The 11,695-nt window shown below is 73.0% G+C and carries 10 protein-coding genes and 1 riboswitch; of the genes, 4 read left to right on the top strand and 6 right to left on the bottom strand.

Features of this window, described 5'->3' with window-relative positions; all coding sequences use genetic code 11:
* From AE652_RS17320 to def, 3 genes are all read left to right on the top strand, one after another.
* On the top strand, nucleotides 1-975 hold a 975-nt coding region (locus AE652_RS17320), incomplete at its 5' end, for an HD domain-containing phosphohydrolase (RefSeq protein ID WP_053112103.1).
* A gap of 326 nt (nucleotides 976-1,301) precedes the next feature.
* Entirely contained in the window at nucleotides 1,302-2,294 is a 993-nt protein-coding gene (locus AE652_RS17315; protein WP_049652370.1) for a tetratricopeptide repeat domain-containing protein, read from the top strand.
* 109 nt (nucleotides 2,295-2,403) lie between these two features.
* Complete coding sequence (gene def / locus AE652_RS17310) at nucleotides 2,404-2,979, top strand: peptide deformylase (RefSeq protein WP_369808303.1); 576 nt, start codon at nucleotides 2,404-2,406, stop codon at nucleotides 2,977-2,979.
* 84 nt (nucleotides 2,980-3,063) lie between these two features.
* Here def and AE652_RS17305 read toward each other — a convergent pair whose 3' ends face one another.
* From AE652_RS17305 to AE652_RS17295, 3 genes are all read right to left on the bottom strand, one after another.
* Nucleotides 3,064-4,047, bottom strand: coding sequence for an NAD(P)-dependent oxidoreductase (locus tag AE652_RS17305; RefSeq protein ID WP_049652368.1), 984 nt, complete (start codon nucleotides 4,045-4,047; stop codon nucleotides 3,064-3,066).
* Nucleotides 4,048-4,151: 104 nt separating this feature from the next.
* Entirely contained in the window at nucleotides 4,152-5,021 is an 870-nt protein-coding gene (locus AE652_RS17300) for a hypothetical protein (RefSeq protein ID WP_049652365.1), read from the bottom strand.
* Nucleotides 5,022-5,098: 77 nt separating this feature from the next.
* The gene (locus AE652_RS17295) at nucleotides 5,099-5,590 is read right to left on the bottom strand and encodes a hypothetical protein (protein WP_159028470.1); all 492 of its coding nucleotides are present in this window, start codon (nucleotides 5,588-5,590) and stop codon (nucleotides 5,099-5,101) included.
* 161 nt (nucleotides 5,591-5,751) lie between these two features.
* Here AE652_RS17295 and AE652_RS17290 point away from each other — a divergent pair, with 161 nt between their 5' ends.
* Complete coding sequence (locus AE652_RS17290; protein WP_049652377.1) at nucleotides 5,752-6,225, top strand: SRPBCC family protein; 474 nt, start codon at nucleotides 5,752-5,754, stop codon at nucleotides 6,223-6,225.
* A 70-nt stretch (nucleotides 6,226-6,295) separates the two neighbouring features.
* Here the strand turns inward: AE652_RS17290 and AE652_RS17285 are convergent, their stop codons facing one another.
* From AE652_RS17285 to AE652_RS17275, 3 genes are all read right to left on the bottom strand, one after another.
* Nucleotides 6,296-7,291 carry a ribonucleotide-diphosphate reductase subunit beta gene (locus AE652_RS17285; protein ID WP_049652375.1) on the bottom strand — a complete coding sequence of 332 codons (996 nt, stop codon included), beginning with the start codon at nucleotides 7,289-7,291 and terminating at the stop codon, nucleotides 6,296-6,298.
* A gap of 20 nt (nucleotides 7,292-7,311) precedes the next feature.
* On the bottom strand, nucleotides 7,312-9,723 hold the full coding sequence (locus tag AE652_RS17280) for a ribonucleoside-diphosphate reductase subunit alpha (RefSeq protein WP_049652373.1): 2,412 nt from the start codon (nucleotides 9,721-9,723) through the stop codon (nucleotides 7,312-7,314).
* A 192-nt stretch (nucleotides 9,724-9,915) separates the two neighbouring features.
* A riboswitch (cobalamin riboswitch) is annotated at nucleotides 9,916-10,050 on the bottom strand.
* Between the two features lie 72 nt (nucleotides 10,051-10,122).
* Nucleotides 10,123-11,695 (bottom strand): glycosyltransferase family 39 protein (locus AE652_RS17275; protein WP_049652362.1); only part of this gene is annotated, 1,573 nt, incomplete at its 5' end.

Genomic DNA, 11,695 nt, shown 5'->3' with positions numbered 1-11,695 from the left:
CCGGACGGCCCCGGGCGCCCGCACCGCCGTCCGCCCTGGGCCGATCCGGCCCGCCGTGACGGCGCCGCCCGCCGGGTGCTCGCCGTCGGCTTCGCGGGCGCCGTCTTCCAGCCGCTCTACAACGGCGGCATGGTCGACCGCTTCTCGCCCGAGGGCCCGGCGTACGGGGTGTTCCTGACCGCCGTCGCCGCGCTGGCCGCGCTCTGCGACGCGACCCTGGCGGCGCTATTGCGCCGCTCCGGCGGCGGGCTGCGGTTCCCGGCGGCGCTGGAGGACGAGCTGCGCTCGCTGTTCGGCATCGGCTCGGCGATCGTCGCCACCGGGATGCTGGTCAGCCTCGCGGCCGGCGAGGTCGGGCTGTGGGCGCTGCCGCTGTTCTGCACCCCGCTGCTGCTCGCCCAGGTGTCCTTCCGGCGCGCCGCCGCCGTGCGGGCCACCACCGGGCAGACCATCGCCAGCCTCGCCCGGGCCACCGAGGTGGCCGGGTACACCCCGCACGGGCACGCGCGCCGGGTCGCGGACACGGCGTGCGCGCTGGGCCGCGAGCTGGGTCTGGGCACCCGCGAGCTCGCCCTGCTGGAGTACGCCGCGCTGATGCACGACGTCGGCCAGCTGTCCCTGGTCGAACCGGTGCCGGACGGCGCCACCGCGCTGCTGCCCGAGGCCGAGCAGCAGCGGATCGCCCGCCTCGGCAGCGAGGTGATCAGCCGCACCGGGGTGCCCCGGCAGGTCGCCGAGCAGGTCGCCCGGCTGGCCGACCCGTGCACCGGGCCCGCCTCGGGCGACGGCCCGGTGCCGCTCGCCTCCCGGATCATCCGGGTCGCCAACGCCCACGACGACCTGCTCACGGCGGCCCGCGGCCGGGGCGTCGGCGAGGCCGTCGGGCGGCTGGAGGCGCTGGAGGCCCTGCGGCTGGGCCGGGGCCGGGTCTACGACGCCCGCGTGGTGGACGCCCTGGCCAGGGTGGGCGGCTAGCGCCTGTCCTCGAACTCGGGTCCGCGGGGCCCGTACGGCCGGGCGGAGCAGGGTCCGCGGGCCCGTACGGCCCGGGCCGTCGGCCGCCGCCGCGGGGCCCGGGAACCGGGTTCCGGCCGTCAGGGGTTGAGCGGGCGGCATCGGACAGGCAGGCTGGGGAGGGGCGGGCCCCAACCTCGGCGGTGGGGAGCGCGGGCGGGGGCGGGCGTGGTTGGATGCGGTCGTAGCGTGGAACACCGACCCGGGGCACCGGGCCCGGGCGCCCTCCGAGGCGGTACGGGCACGGTGGCACGGGACTTGAGCGGACGACGACGGCAGGGACGAACGTGAGGATCTTCCACCGGGCACGGCACCGGCCGTCCGCCACCTGGCGGCAGACGACCGACCGGGCCTTCACGCTGATCGGCGACGGCCGCTACGAGGACGCCGGCGCCCTGCTGGTGATGGCCGCCGACCTGGAGCCGTGGCTCTCCGACTCCTGGTTCAACCTCGCCCTGCTGCACAAGTTCCGCCGGGACTGGGAGCAGGCCCGCTCGGCCGGCCTGCGCGCCGTCGCCCTGCTGGACCGCGAGCACGGCGCCCCGGACTGGTGGAACCTCGGCATCACCGCCACCGCCCTCCAGGACTGGCCGCTGGCCCGCCGCGCCTGGCAGGCGTACGGGCTGAAGCTGTCCGGCGGCCCCGGCGCGCAGCCGGACGGCCCGGTCAGCCTGGACCTCGGCACCACCCCGGTGCGGCTGTCCCCGGACGGCGAGTCCGAGGTGGTCTGGGGCCGCCGGCTGGACCCGGCCCGGATCGAGGTGCTGTCCATCCCGCTGCCCTCCTCCGGCCGCCGCTGGGGCGAGGTGGTGCTGCACGACGGCGCCCCGCACGGCGAGCGGGTCACCGACGGCGTCGCCTACCCGGTGTTCGACGAGATCGAGCTGTGGGCGCCCTCCCCGGTGCCGACGTACGTGGTGCTGCTGCAGGCCGCCACCGCCGGGGACCGGGACGCGCTGGAGCGGCTGGTCGCCGACGCCGGCTACGCGGCCGAGGACTGGACCTCCTCGGTGCGGCTGCTGTGCCGCGCCTGCTCGGAGAGCCGGATGGCCTCCGACGACGGGGTCGCCGCCCACCACGACCCGCACGACGACGGTGACGCCGCCCACCCCGGCCACCTCAGCCACCTCAGCCAGGGCGGCGCGGCCGGGATGTCCTGGCTGGTCGAGCGCGAGTGCGGGATCGCCGCCCCGGCCCACCTGGTGCGCACCCTGCTGGACCGCTGGGTCGCGTCCGCCCCGGGAAGCCGGGCGTACCGGGACCTCGAAGAAGTGTGCTGAGTACCCTGGTGAGGTAACGCGTACACCGACGGAAGCGGAAGACATGGCGGAGCAGGCCGAGCAGCACGAGCACGAGCACGACGTGGAGGGGACGGCGGCCGAGGCGCCCGTGAAGGTGATCGGTGAGGAGCCCGACCTCAGCAAGGGCACCGCCCGCCCGATCACCGTCGTCGGCAACCCGGTGCTGCACCGCGAGGTCAAGGACGTCACCGTCTTCGACGGTGAGCTGTCCGCGCTGATCGACGACATGTTCCAGTCGATGTACGCCGCCGAGGGTGTCGGCCTCGCCGCCAACCAGATCGGCGTCGACCTCAAGGTCTTCGTCTACGACTGCCCGGACGACGAGGGCGTGCGCCACATCGGCCACGTGATCAACCCCGTGCTGGAGGAGTACCCGGCCGACCGCCGCCGCGTCCTGGACGACGGCAACGAGGGCTGCCTCTCCGTCCCGACCGCCTACGCCGAGCTGGCCCGCCCGGACTACGCCGCGGTCACCGGCGTCGACAAGGACGGTCAGCCGATCCGCGTCGAGGGCACCGGCTTCTTCTCGCGCTGCCTCCAGCACGAGACCGACCACCTCTACGGCACCCTCTACATCGACAAGCTGTCGAAGCGGGACCGCAAGGACGCCCTGAAGCAGATGGCCGAGGGCACCCCGAAGTACGCGACCGTGGCGAACGACTGACGGTCCGTCGCACGCGAGGGCCGGGACACCGCTGGTGTCCCGGCCCTCGGCGTTCCGTGGGGCGGTTTCGTGCGGGGGAGCGGCTCAGGACTCGCCGTGCTGGCCGCGGGAGAAGATGGTCGGGCTGCCGGGGAGTTCCGGGTTCGCGCCGAGGTGGTCGGCCAGGTCGCGCACCCCCTCGGCGAGCGAGACCGCCGGCCGGTAGCCGAGGCCCTGGAGCTTGGAGATGTCGCCGACCAGCCGGTAGGTGTCGTCCTCGATCTCCGGGATCACGCTGACCTCGGGCGTGACGCCGGTGGCCTCCCCGATCGTGTTGACGAGGTCGCGCATCGAGACCTCCGTACCGGAGCCGATGTTGAACACCTCGCCCAGCTCGGCCCGGTCGGCGATCGTCAGCAGCCCCTGGACCAGGTCGGTGACATGGACGAAGTCGCGGGTCTTCCGGTCGATGTCGCCCACGATCTGGATGGGCTGGTGGTTGAGGTGCCAGCGCAGGAACCGGCCGACCTCGACCATCGCCTCGTGCGGGTTCTCACCCGGCCCGTAGACGCAGAACGGGCGGCCGACCACCACCGGCAGACCGCAGGCGCGGTGGAGCGCCAGGCAGGTGATCTCGCCGCTGAGCTTCGACGCGCCGTACGGGACGAAGGGGCGGGTCGGGTGGTCCTCGTCCATGGGGAATTTCCGCGGAGTTCCGTAGACGGACGCGGACGAGACGTAGACGACCCGGCGGACGGACGCCTTGAGGAGGGCCTCGGCGAAGATCAGGGTGCCGAGTGCGTTGATCTCGAAGTCGAGGCGCGGCTGCGTCACCGACAGCGTGCCGTTCGCGTTCGCGGCGACGTGGAAGACCAGGTCGGCGTCGTCCACGGCCTCGGCGACGGCGTCGACCTCGCGGATGTCCAGCAGGTGCAGGGTGGTCCCGGACGGCGCCGAGATGCTCGTCGCGGTCCGGGCGTTGTCGATGATCGCCACCTCTTTCCCGAGAAAGAGAAGGGCGCTGGTCAGGTGCCTTCCGACGAAACCCAATCCGCCCGACACCAATACCTTGTCGTATTCTTCGAGCATATTATCGATATATCAAGCCTCGAACATATTCGCGATCCGGGAATTCGGAATCGCGTCCGTCCGGGTGAAAATCAGGCGGACAGGTGTTGCCCCGGTTCGCGCTGTTACGGCGCGTGGCGCTCCGGTTCGTGGCGTTCCGGCTCCGTGTCGAAGGCGCGGAAGAGCGAGAGGTCGGGGGTGCGGCCGCGGATCGCGGTCCAGGCCTCGTCGAAGCCGCGCCGGACCCCGGCCGGCGGCCACGGGGCGGGCCGCAGCTCCGGGGGGAGGAGCGGGTCGAGCTCCAGGGCGTGGGTGAAGGCCTCGGCCAGGCGCAGCGCGGTGGCGACGAGTTCGACGGAGCCGCGGTCGGGGCCGAGGGGCTCCTCGGCCAGTGCGTCGGCGAGGGGCCGGTAGGCCTCGACCGTCCCGGCCGCGGGCCAGAGGTGCTCGGCGGTGGCGGCGGGGCCGGTGAAGCCCCGGCCGGTCAGGCGGGTGGCCTCCGCCGTGACCAGGTAGGCGTCGACGGTCGCCGCCGAGGCCTCGGCGGCGAGTTCGTCGAGCAGGTCGTGCGGGCTGACGTAGGCACCGGGCGCGAGCGGGGCGGCGCCGAGCCGGGTCAGCGCGGTGCGCAGGGCGTCGCGTTCCGCCCGGTGCCGCTCGGGGACGGAGAAGGTGTAGAGGCGCCACAGTCCGTCCCAGGGGGCGCGCCCGGCGTCCTGGGCGTAGGCGAGCGCGACGAACCGGACGTCCAGGTCCGAGCGGAGCCGGCCCGCGTCGGTCAGGACGAGCCGGCCCTTGCGGCCCCGCCCCTCCTGCCGCAGGACGCCCGCCGCCTCCAGCCGCCGTACGGCCAGCCGTACCGGCTGGTCGGACAGGCCGGCCGCCGCGGCGACGTCGTAGACGTAGTCGAGCGGGGCCGTGCCCTGCGGGTCGAAGCAGGCCTCGACGACCGTGCGCGGCGCGGGTCGGTACGGCGCGGCGTTGTCTGCGGACACGGGAGACCTCGGTTCTCGATCACGGGGCCCGGGGCTGGGGCCGTCCGGTCAATGTGCCACATCCGGCACGAGGGGCCTCAGGCGCCTTCCCAGGGGTAGCCGTGGCGGCGGAAGGCCGAGGCGATGGCCGCCTTCCCGCCCTCGACGTCGTCGTCGAAGAGGACCCGGCCGACCGGTGACTCGATCCGCACCTTGCCGCCGTGGCGGAAGACGCCGCCGACCTGGTCCCGGGCGATCACCCGGCTGTCGTCGCCCTCGACGACGGTGATGCTCTCGTCCGAGATGCGCAGCGTGGCGGCGTGGTAGGTGACGAACATCCCGACCACGAGCCCGACGGCGGCGAGCGCCACCGGTCGGCCGATCACCATGGCCGGGGAGGTGAACGAGCCCAGGAAGCGCACGGTGTCCGCGTAGGGGATCGGGTGCCGGGCGGCGAACTGGAGCAGCCACGGGACGGCGAAGCCGAGGCCGGCGCCGACCGCGCCGCAGAAGGCCCAGATGACCACCTTGGTGTCGAGGGGCATCCGGAGCTCGGTCACGGCGGACTGGGCGCCGGTATCTTTCGTCATATGGACGACCGTAGCAGATTCAATAGGTTAAGGGCATGGTCGGAGGCGCTTCGGGACGGGGCGGCGGCCCCGGTGTCACGTTTCCGACGGCTCCCCGGTCCATCTGTCGGGCGCGGTGGCCGCAGTCCGCGCCGCCGCCGACCGAGAGAGGGGACATGACCATGGAGACCCTGACCGTCCGACGCGTCATCGCCGCACCGATCGAGGACGTGTTCGACTGGTGCGCCACCACCACCAACTACACCCGCTCCCCGCTCATCCTCCGGGCCCGCCTGGCCCGGCCGGGCGCCGGTGCGCCGTACGGCGTGGGGGCGGTACGGGTGCACACCTGGGCGATCGGCTGGTTCCGCGAGCGGGTCACCGCGTACAACCGGCCGTACGGCTTCGACTACACGGTCGAGCGCAGCCTGCCGCCGTCCCGGCACGAACTCGGCCGGATGACCTTCACCGAGGTCCCCGGCGGGACCGAGGTCGCGTGGACGACCACCTTCCAGGTCCACCTGCCCTTCGGCGCGGCCCTCACCCGGGCCCTGGCCAAGCCGGTCATCGCCCACACCTTCGGCCGCATCCTCGCCGCCGCCGAGGCTGACCTCACCGCCGGCCGCCGGCGGGCCGGGAACGGCGACGCCGGGTGACGGCGGGCAACGACAGAGGTGCCCCGCACGGCCGAGCCGTGCGGGGCACCTCTGGTGTTGCGTGTGCTTCTTAGAAGTCGTCGTCGAAGGCGACGGAGCCCTCGACGGCGACCTGGTACGCCGAGACGCGGCGCTCGAAGAAGTTGGTCAGCTCCTGGACGTTCTGGAGCTCCATGAAGCCGAACGGGTTCGTCGACCCGTAGCGGATCGGCAGGCCCAGGCGGGCCAGGCGCTGGTCCGCCACGGCCTCCAGGTACTCGCGCATCGAGGCGGTGTTCATGCCGGGCAGGCCGTCACCGCACAGGTCCTGGGCGAACTGGAGCTCGGCCTCGACGGCCTCCTCCAGCATCTCGGTGACCTGCTTGGCCATCTCGTCGTCGAAGAGGTCGGGCTCCTCCTCGCGGACGGTGTCGACCACCGACATCGCGAAGTCCATGTGCATGGACTCGTCGCGGAACACCCAGTTGGTGCCGGTCGCGAGACCGTGCAGCAGGCCGCGCGAACGGAACCAGTACACGTAGGCGAAGGCGCCGTAGAAGAACAGGCCCTCCACGCAAGCCGCGAAGCAGATCAGGTTCAGGAGGAACGCGCGGCGGTCCTCCTTGGTCTGCAGCGAGTCGATGTGGTCGACCGCGTTCATGTACTTGAAGCAGAACTGCGCCTTCTGGCGGATGGAGGGGATGTTCTCCACCGCGGCGAAGGCCGCGTTGCGGTCCTCCGGGTCGGGCAGGTAGGTGTCCAGCAGCGTCAGGTAGAACTGGACGTGCACGGCCTCTTCGAACAGCTGCCGCGAGAGGTACAGGCGCGCCTCGGGCGAGTTGATGTGCTTGTAGAGGCTCAGCACCACGTTGTTGGAGACGATCGAGTCGCCCGTCGCGAAGAACGCGACCAGCCGGCCGATGAGGTGGCGCTCGCCCTCGCTGAGCTTCGCCAGGTCGGCGACGTCGGAGTGCAGGTCCACCTCCTCGACGGTCCAGGTGTTCTTGATCGCGTCCCGGTACCGGTCGTAGAACGACGGGTAGCGCATCGGGCGCAGGGTCAGCTCGAAGCCGGGGTCGAGCAGCATCTTGCGGTCTTCGGGGGTGGTCACTGGCAGGCCTCGCAGGACTCGGGGTTCTCCAGGGAGCAGGCGATGGCGGCTTCCTGCTCCGGGGTGAGGGAGGGGGTGTTCACGGGCACCGGCGCCGGCGCGGCGGCACGGGCGGTGCCGGACGCGGCCTGGGCGATGCGGGTGGCCGGGCGCGAACGCAGGTAGTAGGTGGTCTTCAGACCCACCTTCCACGCGTAGGCGTACATCGAGCTGAGCTTGCCGATGGTCGGCGCCGCCATGAACAGGTTCAGGGACTGGCTCTGGTCCAGGTACGGCATGCGGGCCGCGGCCAGGTCGATCAGCGCGCGCTGCGGCAGCTCCCAGGCCGTCCGGTACAGCGAACGGACCCCGGCGGGCAGCCAGTTCAGGTCCTGGACGGAGCCGTTGGCGTCGCGCAGGGCGTCGCGGGTCTGCTGGTCCCAGACGCCGAGCTCCTTGAGCTCGCGCACCAGGTACGGGTTGACCTGGAGGAACTCGCCGGACAGCGTCTCGCGCTTGAACAGGTTGGACACCTGCGGCTCGATGCACTCGTACACGCCGGCGATGGACGCGATGGTCGCGGTCGGCGCGATGGCCAGCAGCAGCGAGTTGCGCAGGCCGGTCTCGGCGATCCGGGCGCGCAGCGCCGTCCAGCGGTCGGCCCACTGCGGGGCGGCCGTCGGGAAGTGGTCGATGTGCAGCTCGCCGCGGGCGGCGCGGGTCTCGCCGTACGCCTCGTGGCGGCCGAGCTGCTCGGCCAGGTCGGCGGAGCGCTCGTACGCGGTGAGCATGATGCGCTCGGCGATCAGCGTGGACAGGCGGGCGGCCTCGGCGGAGTCGAAGTCGATCCGCAGCTTGAAGAAGACGTCCTGGAGGCCCATCACGCCGAGGCCGACCGGCCGCCAGCGGGAGTTGGAGGTGCCGGCCTCGGTGGTCGGGTAGAAGTTGATGTCCACCACGCGGTCGAGGAACGTCACGGCCGTGCGGACGGTGGCGTCGAGGCGCTCCCAGTCCATGGCGCCGAGCAGGTCGTCGACCGTGGCACCGGGGGCCACGTGGGCGCCGAGGTTGACCGAGCCGAGGTTGCAGACGGCGGTCTCGGAGTCGTCCGTGACCTCCAGGATCTCCGTGCACAGGTTGGAGGAGTGCACGGTGCGGCCCGGCAGGGCGGTCTGGTTGGCGGCGCGGTTGGAGGCGTCCTTGAAGGTCATCCAGCCGTTGCCGGTCTGCGCCAGGGTGCGCATCATGCGGGCGTACAGGGTCTGCGCCGGGATGGTGCGGACGGCCTTGCCGGCCAGCTCGGCCTTGCGGTAGGCCTCGTCGAAGTCGGCGCCCCACAGGTCGACCAGCTCCGGCACGTCGGCCGGGGAGAACAGCGACCAGTCCTGGTTGGCGTTGACCCGGCGCATGAACTCGTCCGGGATCCAGTGCGCCAGGTTGAGGTTGTGGGTGCGGCGGGCCTCTTCGCCGGTGTTGTCGCGGAGCTCCAGGAACTCCTCGATGTCGGCGTGCCAGGTCTCCAGGTAGACGCAGGCCGCGCCCTTGCGGCGGCCGCCCTGGTTGACGGCGGCGACCGAGGAGTCGAGGGTGCGCAGGAACGGCACGATGCCGTTGGACTTGCCGTTGGTGCCGCGGATCAGGCTGCCGCGCGAGCGGATGCGCGAGTAGGACAGGCCGATGCCGCCGGCGTGCTTGGACAGGCGGGCGATCTGCGCGTAGCGGTTGTAGATCGAGTCCAGGTTGTCCAGCGGCGAGTCGAGCAGGTAGCAGCTCGACATCTGCGGGTGCCGGGTGCCGGAGTTGAACAGCGTCGGCGAGGAGGTCAGGTACTCCAGGCGGCTCATCAGGCCGTACAGCTCGGCCACCTCGCGCACCGACTGCTCGGAGTCGCCGACCGCCAGGCCGCAGGCGACGCGGAGCAGGAAGTGCTGCGGGGTCTCGATCACCTTGCGGGTGATCGGGTGGCGCAGCAGGTAGCGGGACTGCACGGTGCGCAGGCCGAAGTACTCGAAGCGGTCGTCGCCGGCGGTGTCGATCAGCGCGTCCAGGGCGGCGGCGTGCTTGGCGACGAAGTCCGCGGTGGTGTCGCCGATCAGGCCCTCGGTGTGGCCGACGGCGATCGAGGCGGAGAAGGACACCGAGCCCTGGCTGTTCGCCTCGTCGACGATCTCCAGCGCGAGCAGGCGGGCGGCCAGCTTCGAGTACTGGGGGTCCTCGGCGATCATCGACGCGGCGGCGTCCACGGCCAGCCCGCGCAGCTCGGCGAAGTCCGAGCCGGCGTGGCGGCCGCGCAGCGCGGCGGCGGCGACATGGCCGGGGTCGACCTCGGTGAGGTCGGTGCTGCGGTCGGTGAGCAGCCGCAGCAGCGCGCCCCCGGGGTCGGAGACCGTCGGGTCGGTGAAGGCGGTACCGGAGCCCTGGGCGGGCAGGGTGGCTGAGGCAGCGGTGGTCAAGGCGCTCTCTCCTGGCGGCGATCGGCGGCGGTGCTCGGGGGGCCACCGGGCCGATCTGGGCAGGGGAGCACGGCGCGAACGCAAAAAAGCGTCGCGCGAGGTGACTCCCCGGCCCGCCCGCGAGGCCCGGAGGGGTACTGCTGGTGCCGGCGCGGCCTCTGCGGGAGGGCCGTGGCGCACGCCGTCGGCAGGTACTCGGACTCGCGGGGTGCGGCTGCTGGAGCCGCCCGCTCACCGCTGCGGGGCAGTCCCGGATTCGCACCGGGTTCCCCTGCATCGACAGCAGAAGCGAGCATACATGTTGTGCCGCCGGACTGCGGCGGCACCATATGTTGTGCCTGTCGTGTCGCGGATGTGCGTGGGCCGGGCAGCCGGTCAGTGCTTCAGATAGACCTTGTACGTGCTCGAATCGCCGGTCGGCGACGTGAATTGGGCGACCAGCCGGTAGTGTCCGGCGGCGCCCAGGGCCTCGCTCAGGGCCCGGTCGGTGGCCCTCGGCGCGGTGCTGTCGAGGACGACCATGGTGAACCAGCCGTCCCGGATCGCGGCGACGCTGCCGTCGTCGCCGTGGTGCTCGACGCCGGCCCCGTCGCGGTAGTCGGTGCCGGCGCGCGCGGAGACCCACTGCTCGGGCTTGGAGACGCCGCCGAGGTAGTACTCGGCGAGTCCGTCGACCTCGGTGAGGTAGCGGCCCTGGGGCTCCGTGTGGACCCGCAGGACGGCCAGCAGGCGGCCGGAGTCGGGCCCGTTCTGGTAGCGCAGCGCGGACTGCTCCAGGCCGAGGGCGAGCAGGGCGACCCAGACCAGGATGCCGAGCTGGGGGTGGCGGAAGTGGGCGCCGACCAGCCGGGTCAGGCCGACCCCGGCGAGCGGGGCGGCCAGCAGCATGCCGTAGCCGAGGTGGCGGAACAGCGCGCCGGAGGTGCCGGTCCACAGGTGGGCGGCGGGGACCAGCAGGGCGGTGGCGGTCAGGACGGCCCCGAGCAGGGCGCGCCGGCCCCGGGTGGTGGGGAGGGGCTCCTTCTCCGGCGCGTCGTGCTCGGGCATCTGTTCGCGGCGCGCGTAGGCGATGGTGCCGGCCACCGCGAGGACGGTGAACAGGCCGGCCCACTGGAGCGTGCCGAGCAGGACCGAGCCGGCCGAGCCGGGGGCGTTGCCGCGCGAGGGCGACCACCCGGCGACCTTGCCGAGGGTGCCGTACGGGAGCAGTAGGACGAGGGTGCCCAGGGCCGTCAGCAGTGAGCGCAGGGCGGCCGGGCCCACCCGGTGGTACGGCCGGGCGCAGGCGAAGGCGAGGGCCACCAGGGCGGGGACGGCGAAGGCCGCCGAGTAGGCCGTGGCGCAGGCCAGCGCCGTGGGCGGGGCGGCGAGCAGGGCCAGGGCCGGATGGCGGCCTGCGGTGAACACCGTGGTCCAGGCCGCGAGGGCGACCAGCAGGACGGCGAGGGACTCGGGCGCGGCGTAGAAGCCGACCACGACGGTGGACTGGAGGACGGCGTACCCGGCGATGGCGCAGATGGCGACCCGCTCGTTGAACAGCCGCCGGGTCAGCGAGTACAGCAGGACCGTGGTGAGCAGCGCGAAGCCGAGGCTGAGCAGCCGGGTGCCCCAGATGCCGTTGGCGTCGGCGGCGGCGCCGGCCAGCGGCGGGTAGAGCCAGGGCGAGCCGTGCACCCGGTCGACCAGGTCGGTGGTGACCGGGGTGCCGTGCAGCAGGTGGGCCAGCTGCTGGCGGCCGGCGACCATGGCGGCGGCCTCGTCGGGGTGCGCGGCGGCCAGCAGGCGCAGCGAGAGGGCGGCCTGGACGGTGAGGACGGCGCCCAGCAGGCCGCGGGCGATCCAGCGGCGCCGGGGGCTGGTGCCCGGGTCCCAGCCGATCGCGGGGACCCGCGGGATGGTGTACGGGGCCAGCTCGACGCCGTCGGGGTTGTCGACCGCCACGGCGGGG

Origin of the sequence: Kitasatospora sp. MY 5-36 (assembly GCF_001182915.1) — a bacterium.
Classification (GTDB): domain Bacteria; phylum Actinomycetota; class Actinomycetes; order Streptomycetales; family Streptomycetaceae; genus Kitasatospora.
The sequence above is the reverse complement of the archived record's forward strand: the minus strand, read 5'-3'. Positions and strand labels throughout refer to the sequence as shown.

Excerpts from the sequence above, each read along its gene's own strand:
- AE652_RS17305 (WP_049652368.1), bottom strand. The coding sequence starts at position 4,047 with ATGCTCGAAGAATACGACAAGGTATTGGTGTCGGGCGGATTGGGTTTC.
- AE652_RS17295 (WP_159028470.1), bottom strand. The coding sequence starts at position 5,590 with ATGACGAAAGATACCGGCGCCCAGTCCGCCGTGACCGAGCTCCGGATG.
- AE652_RS17290 (WP_049652377.1), top strand. The coding sequence starts at position 5,752 with ATGGAGACCCTGACCGTCCGACGCGTCATCGCCGCACCGATCGAGGAC.
- AE652_RS17285 (WP_049652375.1), bottom strand. The coding sequence starts at position 7,291 with ATGCTGCTCGACCCCGGCTTCGAGCTGACCCTGCGCCCGATGCGCTAC.